The organism is Actinosynnema sp. ALI-1.44 (genome assembly GCF_001984155.1).
Taxonomy (GTDB): Bacteria; Actinomycetota; Actinomycetes; order Mycobacteriales; family Pseudonocardiaceae; genus Kibdelosporangium.
Window position 1 is genome coordinate 181391 of record NZ_MTQO01000042.1, and the last position, 19913, is coordinate 201303.

The window sequence follows — 19913 nt, forward strand, 5'->3', positions numbered from 1 at the left end:
TCTCCCTGTTCACGCCAGCGCTCCGCGGAGGTACTCGGCCAGCGCGTCCGGCGTCGGATATTCGTAGATGACATCGACGGGTATTTCGATCTCGGTGAGCGCGATGAGCCGATTGCGCAGTTCCACCGCGGCCAGCGAGGACAGGCCGAGGTCGAAGAACTCGGTGTCCGGCTCGACCGCCGCGCCCGAGCTGTGGCCCAGCACGGCGGCGATCTCCCCCACCAGCACTTCGAGCAGCACACCGTGCTTGTCCTCGTCGGGCAACGGCACCAGCCGGTCGCAGAGGGCGACCACGGTGGTCTCGACGGCTGGTTCAGTGGCCGGTGCGAGCTCGGTGAGAACTACGTCGGCTTCGTCCGCGAGGGCCGACCGCACGGCCTTGCTCAGCAGTTCGTCCCGCGCGGTGCCCACCGCGATCGTGGTCGCCGGTCGCCCGGCGGCTCGGCGACGTGCGGCCCACGCGCGATGGGCCGCGTTGTCCTCGCTGTCCGAGAACAGCGCGACGGTGCTGAGGCCGTCGGTCAGCTCGACCGGAACGTCCGGTTCGGTGTGCAGCACGGCGGTGATCCAGCCGGTCGCGAGGGCGGCTTCGGCGTCTGCGAGGGTGACCGTCACGCCACGTTCGCGTAGTTCGGCCGCGAGGTCGTCCCCTCCTCCGGCCAGGACCAGGTCAGTGGCCTCGCAGTCGGCAGCCCACCGGGCCACTCGGGCGCCGAGCGCACCGCCTGCGCCGGTGACCAGCACCGGCCCGGTCGCTCGCCACGACGCGGCCGGAGCCTGCGTCTGCTCGAGTTGCCTGGCGAACGCACGCCCGGCGCGGACAGCGATCCGGTGTTCGGTGGTTCCGCTCGCCAGGACTCCAGCGAGCCATGTCGCCGCTCGCTGATCGAGCTGCTGGGGAAGGTCGACGACAGTGGTGGCCCTGTCCCACAGCTCCGCCTGCACGGGGTCCGGGAGGGGTTCGTTCGTACCGACCCGGACCGCGCCTCGTGTCACCGTCCACGTCTCAGCCGCATCGGTTCGCAGCTGGAGTAGCCCGACCGCGTCTGGGTCGGTGACCACGATGACGTCGGCACCGCGGGCGGTCAGCGCCGCGGCACAGTCCTGGATGAACGGGGCGTCCTCGGGTACGACGATCCGCCAGGTCCCGGACAGCGTGGTGGTGGTGTCCGGGATCGCCACCCAGCCGAGGTGGTGGCGGAGCTTCGCGGCGGCGGTGTCGTCGGCCTGCTTGCGCCGCCAGGTCGCCAGGACCGACAGCACAGCCTCGAATTCCACGTTCGTGTCGACGTCGAGCACCTTGGCGAGGGCCGTCGGGTCTTCCCGGTCGACCGCGTCCCAGAAGAGCTGGTCCACACTCGTCACGTCGGCCCGTGGCGCCGGTTTCGGCCAGTAGTGCTGCCGTTGGAAGGCGTACGTCGGCAGGTCGACACGAATAGCCTGGTAGGGCGCGAAGAACGCCTTCCAGTCCACGGTGACGCCGTGGATGTGCAGTCGTGCCAAGGCGTGGACGAGGGCGGTCTCGGTGTCGCGGTCACGGCGGAGCGTCGGCAAGAACGTCGCAGGGACGGTGTCCGGGCCCATCACCGACAGGACCGCGTCCGGGCCGATCTCCAGTACCGTGCCCACCTCGACGGTCAGAGCCCTGACAGCATCCGCGAACCGGACCGGCTCCCGAACCTGACGCACCCAATAACCCGGGTCACTCCACTCATCCGACACCACCGCACCGGTCACGGTGGAAACACACGTAAGACTCGATGCCCCGAACCCGATACCCGAGATCGCGTGCGCGAAGTCCGCCAGCATCGGCTCCATCAGCGCTGAGTGGAACGCGTGACTCACCCGCAACTTCCGGGTCTTCACATTCCCCAACGCACCGACAACCTGATCAACCGCGGACCCGATGCCGGACAACACCACGGAGGCCGGGCCGTTGATCGCCGCGATCGACACACCCTCAACCAACAGCGGGGCCACGGCATCCTCACTGGCGGCGACCGACACCATCGCGCCACCCTCAGGCAAAGCCTGCATCAACTTCGCCCGAGCCGACACCAGCGCACACGCGTCCTCAAGCGACAGAACCCCGGCCACGTGAGCAGCGGCGATCTCACCAACCGAATGGCCCGCGACCGCTTCGGCGTCCACTCCCCACGCCTTCAGCTGACGCCACAACGCCACCTCGACCATGAACAGCACCCGCTGCGCGATCCCGGTAGGGTCCACCACCGCGTCGGGGTCGGTCACGATCGTGGGATCCAGGTCCATCAGGGCGCAGATCTCGTCGACTGCCTCGGTGAACACGGAGAACCGCCCGTACAACCCGGCAGCCATCCCAGCCCACTGCGCGCCCTGACCCGTGAACACGACAGCCACGCGGCCGGAAACCCCACCGGAAACCGGTTCGACGGAGTCCAGGCCCGCCAGCAGCTCGTCGCGTGACGAACCCACCAGCACGGCCCGGTGCTTGAACGCGGTACGGGCGGTGAGCAGTGAATAGGCCACGTCCACCGGAGACACCGCCGGATCGCCGGAAATCCGGGCCTTGAGTCGCGCGGCCTGTTCCCGCAACGCCTCCGGGCTCTTGGCCGACAGGACCCACGGCACCACGACCGGTTCCTGCGGCCGTTCAGCCACAGCAGGGGCAGGGACTTGTTCGAGGATGACGTGCGCGTTGGTGCCGCTGATGCCGAACGAGGACACCGCCGCCCGGCGTGGACGGCCGTCGACGTCCCAGCGGCGCGATTCGGTCAGGAGCTCGACGGCGCCCGCACTCCAGTCGATGTGCGGCGAGGGCTCGTCCACGTGCAGCGTCTTGGGCAGCACGCCGTGCCGCATGGCCTGCACCATCTTGATCACGCCTGCCACGCCCGCGGCCGCCTGGGTGTGTCCGATGTTCGACTTGATCGACCCCAGCCACAGCGGCTCGTCGCGGTCCTGGCCGTAGGTGGCCAGCAGCGCCTGCGCTTCGATCGGGTCACCCAACTCGGTGCCGGTGCCGTGTGCCTCGACGACGTCCACATCGGACGTTGTGAGCCCGGCGCCGGACAGCGCCTGCCGGATGACCCGCTGCTGGGCCAACCCGTTCGGGGCGGTCAGGCCGTTCGACTCACCGTCGGAGTTGACCGCGGAGCCCCTCAGCAGCGCCAGCACCTCGTGTCCGTTGCGCCGCGCGTCGGAAAGCCGCTCCAGCACGACGATCCCGACGCCCTCACCCCAGCCCGTCCCGTCGGCCGCAGCGGCGAACGACTTGCACCGACCATCCGCGGCGAGGCCGCCCTGCCGCCCGAAGTCGGCGAACGCACCCGGGGTGGACAGCAAGGTGACGCCACCGGCAAGCGCGAGCGAGCACTCGCCCCGGCGCAACGCCTCGGCCGCGAGGTGCAGGGCGACCAGCGAAGACGAACACGCCGTGTCGACGGTCAGCGCCGGTCCCTGCAAGCCCAGTGCGTAGGCGACCCGGCCGGACAGCACACCGCCCGACGTGCCCGTGCCGATGAACCCGGCAGCGTCGCCGGACACACCACCCAGCTGTGTCAGGTAGTCGTGGTACATCAGGCCGCCGAACACCGCGGTGTCGCTGCCGCGCAGGGTGGCCGGGTCGATTCCGGCCCGTTCGAAGGCTTCCCACGCGGTTTCGAGGAAAAGCCGGTGCTGGGGGTCCATCACGAGTGCTTCGCGCGGGCTGATCCCGAAGAACCCGGCGTCGAACCGGGCCGCGTCGTAGAGGAACCCGCCTTCCCGGCAGAAGTCGCCAGCCATCGGCGGCAGGTCCCAGTTCCGGTCGGTGGGGAACGCCGAGATCGCGTCACCGCCCGCTTCGACGAGCTGCCACAACTGGTCCGGCGAGGCGACCCCGCCGGGGAAGCGGCAGGCCATCCCGACGATGGCGAGGGGTTCGCCGGGACCGGCCGAACGCCGGGTGGTCGTGGCGACGCTTCCCCCGGCCCCGGACAGCTCCCTGACCAGGTAGTCGGTGAGGGCCAGCGGTGTCGGGTAGTCGAAGACCAGGGTGGCCGACAGCCGCAGACCGGTCATCGAGTTGAGCAGGTTGCGGAAGTCCACGGCGGTGAGGGAGTCGAAGCCGAGGTCGCCGAACGGGCTGGCCGGGTCGATCGCGTCGACGGAGTGGCCGAGCACCGCGGCGGCGTGCTCGCGGATGAGGCCGAGCACGATCCGGTGCTGCTGCGCGGCGGGCGCCGTGGCGAGCTTGTCCCGCAGCGACGCGGCACCGGCCGCGGCGCTGTCCACCAGCCTGCGGTTCGGGGTCGGCACGATCCCTTCGAGCAGCGGTGGCAGCAGGCCACGTGACGCCATGCCACGCAGAGCGGCCAGATCCAGGTGGACGGGCGCCAGTACGGGCATTCCCGTCGCCAATGCCTGATCCAGCAGCGAACACCCTTCGTCGTCGGACAGCCCGACGACCCCGGACCGCGCCATCCGCGCCAGGTCGGCGTCGGCCAGTTTCCCGGTCAGTTCGCTCAGCCGGGCCCACATGCCCCACGCCAGAGCCGTCGCGGGCAGGCCGTCGGCCCGGCGCCGCGCGGCCAGTGCGTCCACAAAGGAGTTGGCAGCGGCGTAGTTCGCCTGGCCCGCGGGGCCGAACGTGCCCGCGAGAGACGAGAACACCACGAAGGCCGAGACGTCGGGGCATAGCTCGTGCAGGTTGAGCACGGCGTTCACCTTCGGACGCAGCACCGGGTCGAGGCGTTCCGGGGTGAGCGACGTGAGCAGGGCGTCGTCGAGTGCTCCCGCTGTGTGCACCACGGCGCGCAGGGGCCGGTCGGCGGGGATCTGTGCGAGGACCGCGGCCAGCGCGTCCCGGTCGGCCACGTCGCAGGCCACCAGCGTCACCGAGGCACCGAGGTCGGTCAGGTCGTCGACCAACGCGGCGGCAGCCGGGGACTCCTTGCCGCTGCGGGACAGCAGCAGCAGATCGCGGGCGCCGTGCGTTCCGGCGAGGTGCCGTGCCACCAGGCCGCCGAGGGTTCCGGTGGCTCCGGTGATCAGCACCGTGCCGTCTTCGACGTCCCAGTGCGCAGCCTCTGTCGGCTGTGTCCGGACGAGCCGGGGCACGTGCCGGGTTCCGTTGCGGACCGCGGCCTGCGGCTGCTCCCCGGCGAGGTCGGCGGGACCCGGTGTGGTCGTGTCGAGGTCTAGCAAGGCGAACCGGCCCGGGTGCTCGGTCTGCGCACTGCGGAGCAAACCCCAGAGCGCAGCGGTGGCAAGGTCGAGCGGTCCGATGTCCGTGGGCACGGCGTTGTGGGTGACGACCACCAGCCGCGCGGGGTCGAACCGTTCGTCGGCGAGCCAGGCCTGTGCCAGTTCGAGCACCGATGCGGTGATCGCGCGCACCGAGTCGGCCAGCTCGCCTTCCGGTGCCTCCGGCGTGACGAACACCTGTTGCGGCAGTGCACGTCCGTTGTCCACCGCGGTACCGAGTGCCGTGAGGTCGGTGAAGGTCTGGGCGCCGAGGCACGCGGCCAGGCCGAACGGGTCACGACCGACCACGACCGAGTCGATCTCGTTCGCGACCGCGTCCACGGGCTTCCACTCGACGTGGAACAGGTTGCCGCGCTGCCGGACCTCCTGCGGGCCGGGCGCCTGCCGCAGCACGAGGGAGTCGATCGCGGCGACCGGCTCACCGGCGTGGTCGGCCACGCTGATCGAGAGCGCGTTCCCTCCGGTGGGCGAGATCCGGACACGCAACGATGTGGCACCCGTCGCGTACAGGGCCACGCCACGCCACGCGAACGGCAGCCAGGGACCGGTGCTCTCGTTGCCGTCGCCGGTGCTGGCGATCGGCTGCACGGCGGCGTCGAGCAGCGCGGGGTGCAGGCCGAACCGGGACGCGTCGACACCTGCGGGCAGGGCGACCTCGGCGAAGACTTCCTCGCCACGGCGCCAGATTTCGCGGACGCCACGGAAGGCGGGGCCGTATTCGACGGTCATCGCGGCGAACCGCTCGTACAGCTCCGCCGCTGCCAGGGGTTCGGCGTCCGCTGGCGGCCATTCGGCGAGGTCGGCGTTCGCGCTCGGCGCGTCGGGGGCCAGCACGCCGGTGGCGTGCAGGGTCCAGGTCTGTTCGGTGAGGGGACCGTCGGTCGACGACCGGATCCGCACCGGGCGGTGCCCGTGCTCGTCCGGGGCGTCGACCCAGACCTGCAACTGGACCGCTCCTGGTTCGGGGAGTACCAGCGGTGCTTGGAGAGTGAGCTCTGCCAAGGTGGGGCAGCCCACTTCGTCACCGGCACGGATGGCCAGGTCGACGAGGGCTGTCCCGGGGATCAACAGGTGCCCGGCCACGCGGTGGTCCGCCAGCCACGGCAACTGGTCCACCGACACACGCCCGGTCAGCAGCACCCCGCCGGTCCCGGGGATCGAGACGGCCGCACCCAGCAGCGGGTGCTCCACCACAGCCAGCCCCAGCCCCGAGGCGTCTCCGCCGGGGCCACCTGCGGAGGGCCAGAACCGCTGACGCTGGAACGCATACGTCGGCAGCGGCACGCGCCGCGCATCGGGCCACTGGGTGAGGTATTCGGCCCAATCCACCGGCACACCCGCGGCCCACAGTTGCCCCGCCGAACGCAACACCTGGGTCATGTCGCCCTGGTCACGCCGCAATGTCCCTGCCACCACGCCGTTGTCGGCGATAGTGTCGCTGATCGCGGTGGTCAGCACCGGATGTGCCGAGGACTCGACGAAGGTGGTGTAGCCCTGCGAGTGCAATTCGGTGATTGCTGCGGAGAACTGCACTGTGCGGCGAAGGTTGTCCACCCAGTACTGGGCGTCCATCTCCTGACCCGACAACCACTCACCAGTCACCGTGGACACCACAGGAACCGCACCCTTGACCGGCGTGATCGGCCGCAAGATTTCCAGCAACTCATCGCGGAGGGTTTCCACCTGAACGGAGTGCGAGGCATAGTCCACTTCGATCCGGCGTGCCCGCACACCCCGCCGCTCACAGTCGCTGATCATCTGGTCGCAGGCCGCGACCGTGCCGGAAACCACGATCTGCTCAGCGCCGTTGACAGCTGCGATCGACGCGCCCGAAGCCACACACACTTCTTGCGCGATTTCCAGCGGACACGACAGCGAGACCATCCCGCCTTTGCCCGCCAGCTTCAAGATCGCCCGACTGCGCAACGCCACAACACGAGCGCCATCTGCAAGTGACAACGCACCCGCGACACACGCAGCAGCGATCTCCCCTTGAGAATGGCCAACCACAGCAGCAGGAACCACACCCAACGAGCGCCACAGCTCAGCCAGCGACACCATGACTGCCCACAACACCGGCTGCACCACGTCGACACGAGCCAAGGCCGCCGGATCGGCCACCACCTCACGCAGCGACCAGTCAACATGCTGTGCCAGCGCCTCAGCGCAATCCTGCATCCGCGCGGCGAACACCGGAGACGATTCCCACAACGCGTCAGCCATCCCGACCCACTGCGAACCCTGACCCGGGAACACCAACACAACCCGGCCACCCGGCCCGGCAGCGGTGGGAACCACGTCATCGAGAGCCGCCAGCAGCTCGTCCCGCGACGAACCCGCGACCACAGCGCGTGATTCCAGCACAGCGCGCGACGACACCAGCGAGTAGGCGACGTCCGCAATGGACAGATCGGGACGCTCAGCCACGAAGGACTGGAGACGGGCCGCCTGTGCCCGAACGGCCTCCGCGTTCTTCCCGGAAAGGATCCACGGCACCGCACCGGAAACCGGCGCGGGCGCCGCACCGGGAACCTCGGGCGCCTCCTCCAGGATGACGTGTGCGTTCGTGCCACTGAAACCGAACGAGGAAACACCGGCCCGGCGCGGACGCCCCGGAGATTCCCATACCCTCGGTTCGGCGAGGAGTTTCACCGCTCCTGCCGACCAGTCCACGTGTTCCGTGGGCTCATCGACGTGCAAGGTCCGCGGGAGGTGCCCGTGGCGCATCGCCTGAACCATCTTGATCACGCCAGCCACACCAGCAGCCGCCTGGGTGTGCCCGATGTTCGACTTGATCGACCCCAACCACAACGGCTCAGCGCGATCCTGACCATAAGTGGCCAACAGGGCCTGCGCCTCGATCGGGTCACCCAAGGGAGTGCCCGTGCCGTGCGCCTCCACCGCGTCCACTTCGGACGGCGCGATCCCGGCACTGGCCAGCGCCTGCCGGATCACCCGCTGCTGCGACGGGCCGTTCGGCGCCGTGAAGCCGTTCGACGCGCCATCCTGGTTCACCGCCGACCCGCGCACCACCGCCAGGATCTGGTGGCCCAGGCGTTGCGCGTCGGAGAGCCGCTCCAGCAGGAGCAGCCCGACGCCCTCGCCGAAGCCGGTACCGGTGGCGTCCGCGCCGAACGCACGGCAACGGCCGTCCATCGCCAGGCCGCCGAGGTGGCCGAAGTCGATGAACTGGCCAGGGGTCGAGATCACCGCGACGCCACCGGCGACCGCGAGGGAACACTCGGCCGACCGCAGCGACCGCATCGCCTGGTGGATCGCGACCAGCGACGACGAACACGCCGTGTCCACAGTGACCGCGGGACCCTCGAACCCGAAGGTGTAGGAGACGCGACCGGACAGCGCCGCGCCGCCGACGCCGGTCATCAGGTAACCCTTGGCCTCGCTGGTGATGCGCTGCACCACGGTCAGGTAGTCGGCGCTGCTGGCGCCGACGAAGACACCGGTTCGGCTGCCGCGCAGCGAAGTGATGTCGATCCCGGCGTCCTCGAAGACCTCCCACGAGGTCTCCAGGACCAGCCGCTGCTGCGGATCCATGGCCAGTGCCTCACGCGGCGAGATCCCGAAGAACGCGGGGTCGAAGTCCACCGCGTCGTAGACGAACCCGCCCGCGTCCAGCAGCGGGGACGGCTGGCCGTCGACGCGGGCCTGGAACTGGTCCAGGTTCCAGCCCCGGTCACGCGGCAGGGTCGAGATCGCGTCCCGCCCGCTGTGCACCAGGTCCCAGAGCCGCCCGGGATCGGTGATCCCGCCGGGGTAACGGCAGGCCATGCCGACGATGGCGACCGGCTCGTTCGGGGCATCCTCGGCCTCCTTGAGCCGCTGGCGGGTCTGGTGCAGGTCCGCGGCGACTTTCTTCAGGTAGCCGACGAGCTTGTCGTCCTCGGTCATCTGCTTGTCGTCCCTCTGTCGGCGGCCATCAGGAGATGCCGAGTTCGTTGGTGATGAAGTCGAGGACCTCGTCGGTGGACGCGGTTTCGAGGCGTGTGGACACGTCCTCGTCCGCAGGGGTGACGGTCGACTCCTGCCAGCTCGCGAGCAGGTCCTGCAACCGGGCGGTGATGGCGAGACCCGTTTCGGCGTCGACCCGTAGACCGGCCAAGGTGGACCGCATCCGGTCGAGCGAGCCGAGCGCTGCCGCCGCCGGATCGGCCGCCGCGGGCGCCAGTTGCCGTTTCAGCTCGGCCGCGAGCGCGGCGGGGGTCGGGTAGTCGAACACGAGTGTCGCGGGCAGCCGCAGACCGGTCGTGGCGTTGAGCCGGTTGCGGAACTCGACGGCGGTCAGCGAGTCGAAGCCGACCTCGCTGAACGCGCGTTCGGCCTGGATGGCGTCCGTGCTGCTGTGGCCGAGCACGGTCGCGACGTTTCGGCAGACGAACGACAGCAGCGTCGCGTCGAGTTCGTCCGGCGACAGGCCGGTCAGGCTCTGCTGGAAGGTTTCCGCGCCCCGCGCATCGGTGTGCACGGTCCGGCGCGCGGTCGATGTCACCAGGCCGCGCAGCAACGGCGGCACGGCGTCGGCTGGCATGTCCCGCAGCTGCCGAGTGTCCAACCGGATCGGCACGAGCAGCGCGTCGTCCATGTCGAGCGCGCGGTCGAACAGCCCGAGGCCCTCGTCCATCGGCAGCGCGGCCACGCCGGACCGCGAGATCCTTGCGACGCCGTCGTCACCGAGGTGCCCGGTCATCGCACTGGCGTCCGCCCACAGGCCCCACGCCAGCGATGTCGCGGGCAGGCCCTGGGTGCGGCGGCGCTGCGCCAAGGCGTCCAGGAAGGTGTTCGCCGCGGCGTAGTTGCCCTGTCCGGGACCACCGAAGACACCGGCCGCCGCGGAGAACAGCGTGAACGACGCCAGGTCCTGGCCTTCGGTCAGCTCGTGCAGGTTCCACGCCGCGTCCACCTTGGGACGCATCACGACGTCGAGCCGTTCCGGGTTCAGCGACGAGATCACGCCGTCGTCGAGCACACCGGCCGCGTGGACCACCGCTGTGAGCGGGTGTTTCGCGTCCACCGAATCGAGCAACTCGCTTAGCGCGGCCCGGTCGGCCGCGTCACAGGCCGCCACCCGCACGTCGGCGCCGAGCGCGGTCAACTCCTCGGCCAGTTCGGGAGCGCTGCCGGTGCGGCTGGTGAGCAGGAGGTTGCGGGCGCCGTGCCGGGTGACGAGCTGCCGGGCCACGGCAGAACCGAGCGTCCCGGTGCCGCCGGTGATCAGCACAGTGCCGTCCGGGTCCAACGCGCGCGGCACGGTCAGCACGATCTTGCCCGTGTGCAGGCCCTGGGTCATGTGCCGGAACGCGTCGGCCGCGTCCCGGATGTCCCACGTGGTCACCGGCAACGGCTCGAGCGCGCCCTGTTCGATGAGCGCGAGCACTTCCCGCAGCACCACCGCGGTGGCGGGCGGGCCGATCTCGCTGAGGTCGAACGTCCAGTACTCGACACCGGGGTACCACCCCGCGATCTCGTCGGGGTCCCGGACGTCGACCCGGCCGAGCTCGACGAATCGCCCGCCGCGCGGCAGCAGGCGCATCGAGGCGTCGACGTACTCCCCGGTCAGCGAGTTGACCACGAGGTCGAACCCGTCGCCACCGGTCGTCTCGGCGAACTCCGCTTCGAAGTCGAGGGTTCGTGAGGAGGCGATGTGGTCCTCGTCGAGCCCGGCGGCCCGCAGCGCGGCCCACTTGCGGGGGCTCGCTGTTCCGTACACGTCGGCGCCGAGGTGCCGGGCGAGTTGCACGGCTGCCATGCCGACCCCGCCCGCGGCGGCGTGGATCAGCACCGACTCCCCTGCCTGGAGGTCCCCCAGGTCGACGAGCGCCTGGTAGGCGGTGGCGAAGACGATCGGCGAGGCGGCGGCCTGCTCGAAGGTCCAGGAGTCGGGCATCTTGGCGAGCATGCGCCGGTCGGCCATGGCAACGGTCGCGAAGGCGTACGGGAACATGCCCATCACCCGGTCACCAGGGGCGAGGTCGGTCACCGCCGAACCGACCTCGAGCACGACGCCTGCGGCTTCTCCGCCGATACCACCCGTGCCGGGGTAGATGTCCAACGCGATCAGCGAGTCGCGGAAGTTCATGCCCGCGGCGCGCACGGCGATCCGCACCTGGTGTTCGGTCAACGGCTCGAACGCGCGCTCGTTCGGCACCAGCACCAGGTTGTCGACCGTGCCCCGCTCGGAGAGGTCCAACCGCCAGTCCTGGACACCCGGCGGCGGCACCAGCCGCCCCGACGAGGTCGCCCTGGCCAGCCGGGGCGCCTGATAGCGGGTACCGCGGCTGACCAGGTCGGGTTCCACGTCGGTCGGCGCCGCGGTCAGCACACCCGGGCTGGTTGGCGCCGAGTCAAGGTCGAGCAGCGCGAGACGTCCAGGGTTCTCCGAACGGGCGCTGCGCACGAGGCCCCAGACCGCGGCGGACGCCAGGTCGGGTGCGCCCCCACCCCGGCCCGTGCTCACGGCGTTGCGCGTGACGACGACGAGCTGTGCCTGCTCGAACCTTTCGTCCGCCAGCCATTCCTGGATCAGCCGCAACACCCGCGCGGTGGCCGAGCGCACCGCACCGGGGACCTGTCCGCTCTCGTCTGCCGTCGACACGAAGACCCGTTGCGGGATTCCGGCGTCCGCGAGTGCGGTGAGGTCCGGGTACGCGGTGACGCCGAGGACTGCCGCGAGCCCGAGCGGGTCCGCCCCGACCACGGCCACCGGGCCGGAGTCGGTCACCGGCTCGTCGGCCAGAGTCTCCCAGGTGAGCCGGAACAAGTGGTCCTGCCCCGAATCGACCTCCGGCAGCGCACCCATGGGGCGGAGTGCCAGTGCGGCCACCGAGGCCACGGGCTCTCCGGCGTGGTCGGCGATGTCCACGGACACCGCGTGGTCCCCGGACGCGACGAGCCGTACCCGTGCCGAGACGGCTCCGCTTGCGTGCAGCGAGACACCTTGCCAGGCGAAGGGAAGCCAGGGTCCGCCCACGCCGTCGCTCGACGCTGCCATCGGGTGCAGTGCGGCGTCGAACAGGGCGGGGTGCAGAGCGAAGCGGGAGACGTCAGTGCCTTCGGGGAGTTCGACCTCGGCGAAAGTCTCGTTGTCGCGACGCCAAACCTTGCGCATGCCTGCGAAGACCGGGCCGTAGGAGATCCCGATCTCCTCGAACCGCCCGTACAACTCGGCCGGTGCCACGGCAACCGCTCCGGCTGGTGGCCATTCGCGTAGCGCCTGTGGGACAGCGGGTGCGGTGCCGAGGATTCCGATGGCGTGCTGGGTCCACGGGGTGGTCGGGTCGTCGAGCCGGTGCGCCCGCGAGTAGATCCGGACCGGTCGTTGTCCGTGCTCCTCGGGGTCGTCGACCCAGACCTGCAACTGCAACGCCCCGGTTTCGGGGAGCACCAGCGGTGCTTGGAGAGTGAGCTCTTCGAGGGTGGGGCAGCCGACTTCGTCACCGGCACGGATGGCCAGTTCGACCAGGGCCGTGCCTGGGACCAGCAGGCGCCCGGCGACACGGTGATCAGCCAGCCACGGCACCAAGTCCACTGACACGCGCCCGGTCAGCAGCACCCCACCGGTCTCCGGAATCGGAACGGCCGCTCCCAGCAACGGGTGCTCCACCACACCCAGGCCGAGACCCGAGGCATCTCCCCCAGGACCGCTCACGGTGGGCCAGAAACGCTGACGCTGGAACGCATACGTGGGCAGATCGACTCGAGTCGGCTTGTGAGGGGCGAGGAAAGCCGCCCAATCCACCGATCCGCCCGCGGCCCACAGTTGCCCCGCCGAACGCAGCACCTGGGCCATGTCACCCTGGTCACGCCGCAATGTCCCGACCACCACACCGTCAGCGATCGTGTCGCCAATTGCCGTGGTCAGAACCGGATGCGCCGAGGACTCAACGAAAGTCGAGTAGCCCTGAGCTTGCAAGTCCGCAATAGCTGCGGAGAACTGCACCGTGCGCCGAAGATTGTCCACCCAGTACTCGGCGTCCATCTCTTCGCCCGACAACCACTCACCCGTCACCGTGGACACCACAGGAACCGTGCCCTTGACCGGCGTGATCGGCCGCAAGACATCTAGCAACTCATCGCGAAGACCTTCTACCTGAGGCGAGTGCGAGGCATAGTCCACCTCGATCCGGCGTGCCCGCACCCCCCGCCGCTCACAGTCGCTGATCACATGATCGCACGCCGCGACGGTCCCAGAGACCACGATCTGTTCAGCCCCGTTGACAGCCGCGATCGACGCACCCGCGGCCCCGCACACCTCTTGCGCGATTTCCAGCGAGCAAGACAGCGAGACCATCCCACCCTGACCAGCCAACTTCAAGATCGCCCGACTGCGCAACGCCACAACACGAGCACTATCACTCAATGACAGTGCACCAGCAACGCAAGCAGCCGCGATCTCACCCTGAGAATGGCCAACCACAGCAGCAGGAACCACACCCAACGAACGCCACACCTCAGCCAACGACACCATCACAGCCCACAACACCGGCTGCACCACATCAACACGAGCCAACGCCACCGAATCAGCCACTACCTCACGCAACGACCAATCAACGTGGGGCGCCAACGCCTCCCCACATTCCCGCATCCGCACGCCGAACACCGGAGAGGACTCCCACAGAGCATCAGCCATCCCCACCCACTGCGAACCCTGACCAGGGAACACCAACACAACCCGGCCACCTGCCCCGGCAACCGCAGCAGGGTCGTCCAGCAGCGCGTTCAGACTCGCCAGCAGCTCATCGCGGGACGAACCCACTGCCACCGCACGCGACTCCAACGCCGCACGCGAAGAAACCAGCGAATACGCGACATCCGCGACCGACACGTCAGGCCGATTTTCCACAAAGGACATAAGCCGCTCGACCTGGGCCCGCAGAGCATCCGAAGTCCTACCGGACAACAACCACGGCACCGCACCACTGGAGACCGGCACGTCCGCCACAACCTCAGCGGGCGCCTCCTCCAGGATGACGTGAGCGTTCGTACCGCTGAAACCGAAAGAGGAAACACCGGCACGACGCGGGTGGCCTGAAGGCTCCCACGCCCGTGACTCGGACAGGAGCCGCACCGCGCCAGCCGACCAGTCCACGTGCGGGGTCGGCTCGTCCACGTGCAGGGTCTGCGGCAGGACACCGTGCCGCATCGCCAGCACCATCTTGATCACACCGGCAACACCAGCAGCCGCCTGGGTGTGCCCGATGTTCGACTTGACCGACCCCAACCACAACGGCTCAGCGCGATCCTGACCATAAGTGGCCAGCAGAGCCTGCGCCTCGATCGGATCGCCCAGAGTGGTGCCGGTGCCGTGTGCTTCCACCACATCCACTTCGGACGCGGGAACACCGGCATTGGCCAGGGCCTGCCGGATCACCCGCTGCTGCGACGGACCGTTCGGGGCCGTCAACCCGTTCGACGCGCCGTCCTGGTTGATCGCCGAACCCCGCACCACAGCCAAAACCTGATGCCCGTTGCGCTGAGCATCCGACAACCGCTCCAGCAGGACCACACCAACGCCTTCGGACCAGCTCGTACCGTTCGCGTCGGCGGCGAAGGCCCGGCAACGGCCGTCCGGGGCAAGCCCGCGCAGACGGCTGAACTCGATGAACGCACGCGGAGTGGTCATCGCGGTGACGCCGCCCGCGGCGGCGAGCGTGCACTCGCCGGTGCGCAGCGCCTGGATCGCCTGGTGGATCGCGACCAGCGACGACGAGCACGCGGTGTCCACCGTGACCGCGGGCCCCTCGAACCCGAAGGTGTAGGAGACGCGGCCGGAGGTGACGCTGTAGGCGTTGCCGGTTCCGATGAAGCCGCCGAGACCGTCCCCGCCGGAGTTGAAGAGCATCGCGTAGTCGTTGTTGTTCATGCCGGTGAACACACCGGTTCGGCTGCCGCGCAACGAGGCCACGTCGATCCCGGCGTCCTCGAAGACCTCCCACGAGGTCTCCAGGACCAGCCGCTGCTGCGGATCCATGGCCAGTGCCTCACGCGGCGAGATCCCGAAGAAGTCGGCGTCGAAGTCGGCGAGGCCGTCGATGAAGCCGCCGTCCCGGACGTACGAGGTGTCCGCGGAGTCGGGGTCGTCGTCGAAGAGGCGGTCGAGGTCCCAGCCGCGGTCGTTCGGCAACGGGGTGATGCCGTCGCCGCCTGCGACCAGCAGGTCCCACAGTTCGCTCGGCGTGGTGACACCGCCGGGGAAGCGGCAGGCCATCCCGATGATCGCGATCGGTTCGTCACCCATGGCGGTCGTGGGGGCCACGGTGTGGTCGGCCGGGGCGTCGTCGAACAGCAGCTCACGCAGGAAGGCCGCGAGGGCGAGCGGGGTCGCGTGGTCGAAGATCAGGGTCGCGGGCAGCCGCAGCCCGGTGGCGGTGTCGAGCTGGTTGCGGAATTCGACCGCGGTCAGCGAGGTGAATCCGAGGTCGGTGAACGCCCGCGCCGGGGCGACGGCGGAGGAATACTCCAGCACGGCGGCGATCTGGCCGCAGACCAGGTCCAGCAGTGCGCGTTCGCGCTCAGGGTCGGTCAGCCCGGTCAGCCGCTCCCGCAATGCCCGCGCGGTGGGCGTGTCCGCCGCTGCGGGGCCGCGCTTCACCTGGGCGCCGGGCAGTTCGTCGAACACGGGGATCGTGCGTCCCGCCGCGAACGCGGGGGCGAACCGGGACCAGTCGGCGTCGACGATCGCGACGGCGGTTTCCCGTGCCAGCAAGGCGGCTTCGAGCTCCGCGACGGCACGAGCCGGGGACAGCGGTGTCAGGCCCAGGTTGTCGATGGTCGCGCTGACCGTGGTGTCGTCGGCCATGCCGTCGGCCCAGGGGCCCCACGCGATCGCTGTGGCGGCGAGGCCGTCTGCCCGGCGCTGCCGGGCCAGGAGGTCCAGGGCGGCGTTGGCCGCGGCGTAGTTGGCCTGGCCGACGTTGCCGAGCACTCCGGCGATCGAGGTGAACAGGACGAACATCGTCAGGTCGTGGCCCGCGGTCAGCTCGTGCAGGTTGTGCGCCGCGGTGATCTTCGCTGAGGCCACGGCGTCGAGCCTGGCCGGGGTCATGCCGTCGAGCAGGCCGTCGTCCAGCACACCCGCGGAGTGCACGACGCCGGTCAGCGGGTATCGCTGGGGAATCGCGTCGAGGACGGCGGCCAGCCGGTCGCGGTCGGCGGCGTCGCAGGCGGCGATCGTGACTTCGGCTCCGAGGCTGGTCAGTTCGGCGGCCAGCTCGGCCGCGCCGGGGGCGTCCTGGCCGCGTCGGCTCAACAGCAGCAGGTGTTCGGCGCCGTTGCCCACGAGCCAGCGTGCGACGTGTGCGCCCAGCGCTCCCGTGCCGCCTGTGATGACCGTGGTTCCCGGCGCGGTCCACCGGCCCTCGTTGGCGACGCGCGGTGCCCGGACAAGCCTGCTGCCGAACAGACCGGACGGCCGGACCGCGACTTCGGGTTCGCCACCGGCGAGCGCCTCACGGAGGCGCCGAGCGGACACCGCGTCGACCGTGCCGGGCAGGTCGATCAGACCGCCCCAACGGCGGGCGTGCTCAAGGGCGGCGACGCGGCCGAGGCCCCAGATCTGGGCCTGGGCGACGGCCGTCGGCCGCTCGGTCTCACCGACCGCGACGGCACCGGACGTGACCATCCACAGTGGAGCATCCAGATCCCCGAGTGCCTGCACCAGGACCATCGACAGGACCAATCCGGTGGTCACCGCGCCGTGCGGCCGTTCGTCGAGCCCGAGGAACGACACCACACCGGCGAGTTCGGCGTCACCCACCACGGCCCGGATTTCGGCCGCGACGGTCTCCCGATCGGCGTCCTGACCGAGGACCAGGCGGATCGCGGAATCACCGAAGGTGTCGGCCCATTCCCCGCCCGCTCCGCTGTCGACCACGAGCCACCGGCCGGTCGCAGTCCCGGCAGCGGTGACCGGGCGCCACACCATCCGATAGCCGAGCCCTTCGCGCAGGCTGGCCTCGCCGAGCAGCTGATCGGGGGTGAAGAAGGGACTGTCGATCCAGTAGCGCTCACGCTGGAAGGCATAGGTGGGCAGGTCGACGCGACGAGTGCCGGAGAAGTAGGCGTCCCAACGGATGGGGACGCCACGCGTGTGCAGGCGCGCGACGGCGGTGGTCAGTGCTTCGAGGTCGTCCCGATCAGCCCGCAGCACCGGCACCAACTCGGCCTCGCCGGGTTCCGCGAGGCAGTCCTGTCCCATGCTGGCCAGTACGGCGTCCGGGCCCAGCTCGACGAACGTCCGCACCCCGTCGGCCTCCAGCGCACGGACACCGTCTGCGAACCGGACTGTCTCGCGGACGTGCCGCGCCCAGTACCCGGGCGACGTCAGTTCACCTGGTTGCGCGAGCGCGCCAGTGACGTTGGAGACGATCGGCAGCATCGGCTCGGCGAAGGACAGGCCGGACAACACCGCGCCGAACTCCGCGAGCATCGGCTCCATCAGCGGCGAGTGGAACGCGTGGCTCACCCGCAGCCGCCGGGTCTTGTACCCCGCCGACGCGAGCTCGTCGGCGATCTCGGTGACGGCTGTGCCCGCCCCGGAGATCACCAGGGACGCTGGCCCGTTGACCGCGGCGATGGCCACGTCGGACCGGCCTGCCAACAGCAGGGCGACCGCGTCTTCCGGTGCCGCCACCGACACCATCACCCCGCCGTCGGGCAGTCGAGCCATCAGTTCGCCGCGGGCCTTGACCAGGGTGCACGCGTCAGCCAGTGACAACACACCGGCGACGTGCGCGGCGACGAGTTCGCCGATGGAATGCCCGGCGACGTGGTCCGGCGTGATCCCCCAGGACTCGACGAGCCGGTAGAGCGCGACCTCGGTGGCGAACAACGCCGACTGGGCGTTGTCGGTGCGGTCGAGGTCACCCGCGGTGAACACCAGTTCCCGGTCCAGCCCGAGCAGTCCGCACGCCTCGTCGAAGGTTTCGGCGAAGACGGGGTGGCGCTCGTGCAGCTCGCGGCCCATCCCGGTGCGCTGGCTGCCCTGACCGGTGAACAGGAACGCCACTTTGCCCGTTGCGCCAGTGCTTCCACGCACGACACCGGGCGCCGCTGCACCACCAGCCACCGCGGCGAGCCCAGCCCGCAGGTCGGCCAGGGTGGTACCGACCACGACCGCTCGGTCTTCCCAGGAAGTCCTTGTCGTCGCCAGGGAAGCGGCCACGTCGGCCGGGCACAACGTCTCGTGTTCGGCGAGGAAGGCGTCCAGCCGCACGGCCTGGGCGCGCAACGCCTCCGGCGTCCGCCCGGACAGGACCCACGGCACGATCGAGGACGGCGTGTCGGCCGGTGTGTCCTCATCGGACTCGGGCACCTGTTCGACGATCACGTGGGCGTTGGTGCCGCTGAACCCGAACGACGAGACCGCCGCCCGGCGCGCCCGCCCGGTGTCCGGCCACGCCACCGGTTCGGTGACCAGCTCGACCAGTCCTGCCGACCAGTCCACGTGCGGTGACGGCTCGTCGACGTGGAGGGTCTTGGGCACCACGCCGTGCCGCATCGCCATGACCATCTTGATGACGCCCGCGACCCCGGACGCCGCCTGGGTGTGACCGATGTTCGACTTGACCGACCCGAGCAGCAGCGGACGATCGGCCGGGCGGTCCTGCCCGTAGACCGCCAGCAGGGCCTGGGCCTCGATCGGGTCGCCGAGCACAGTGCCGGTGCCGTGGCCGTCGACGACGTCGACCTGGTCCGCGGTCAGGGTGGCGTCGACGAGCGCCTGCCGGATCACCTGTTGCTGGGCGGGTCCGTTGGGCGCGGTGAGGCCGTTCGACGCGCCGTCGGAGTTCACCGCCGAGCCCCGGATGACGCCCAGCACCGGGTGACCGTTGCGTCGAGCGTCGGAAAGCTTTTCCAGCAGCAGGACCCCAGCACCCTCGGCCCAGCCGGTGCCGTCCGCGGCCCCGGCGAAGGACTTGCACCGGCCGTCGGCCGACAGCGCGCGCTGACGGCTGAACTCCACGAACGTCGCCGGGCTCGCCATCACGGTCGTGCCACCGGCCAACGCGAGCGGGCACTCACCACGCCGCAACGCCTGCACCGCGAGATGCAGCGACACAAGCGAAGACGAGCAAGCCGTGTCGACGGTGATCGCCGGGCCCTCGAAACCCATCGTGTACGCGAGCCGTCCGGACACCAGGCTGCCGGAACTGTTGGAGCCGAAGTAGTCGTGGTACATCACACCGGAGAACACCCCGGTCCGGCTGCCGTGCAACGAAACCGGGTCGATCCCGGCGCGTTCCAACGCCTCCCAGCTGATCTCGAGCAACAGCCGCTGCTGCGCGTCGACGGTCGGGGCCTCCCGGGGGCTGATCCCGAAGAACGCGGGATCGAACTCCGCCGCGTCGTGCAGGAAACCGCCCTGCCGGGTGTAGGAGGTGTACTCCCGCTCGGAATCCGGGTCGTACAGCCGGTCGAGGTCCCAGCCACGGTCGCCCGGGAACTCGGTGATGGCGTCCCCGCCGGACTCGACCAGCTGCCACAGGTGCTCCGGCGAGCTGATGCCACCGGGATAACGGCAGCTCATGGCGACGATCGCGATCGGCGCGGTGGCGCGTTCCTCCGCCGCTCGCAGCCGCTCCCGCGTCTGCTGCAGGTCGGTCGTCGCCCGCCTGAGGTACTCGCGGAGCTTGTCCTCATTCGCCATCGGTGTTGCCTCTCCTTGCCCCAGT

Annotated in this window: 1 protein-coding gene, 2 pseudogenes and 1 riboswitch; all 3 genes and pseudogenes read right to left on the reverse strand. The window is 70.1% G+C overall.

Annotated elements, in window-relative coordinates; translation table 11 throughout:
* Window positions 1–9: 9 nt before the first annotated feature.
* Window positions 10–9096, reverse strand: a pseudogene (locus ALI144C_RS57490) (type I polyketide synthase); the annotation flags it as partial.
* 67 nt (window positions 9097–9163) lie between these two features.
* A complete protein-coding gene (locus tag ALI144C_RS57495) occupies window positions 9164–12109 on the reverse strand; it encodes an SDR family NAD(P)-dependent oxidoreductase (protein WP_237774179.1) in 2946 nt (981 codons plus the stop codon).
* A riboswitch (guanidine-III (ykkC-III) riboswitch) is annotated at window positions 12095–12159 on the forward strand. It overlaps the preceding gene by 15 nt.
* A gap of 376 nt (window positions 12160–12535) precedes the next feature.
* Window positions 12536–19912, reverse strand: a pseudogene (locus tag ALI144C_RS59065) (type I polyketide synthase); the annotation flags it as partial.
* Window position 19913: the final 1 nt, after the last annotated feature.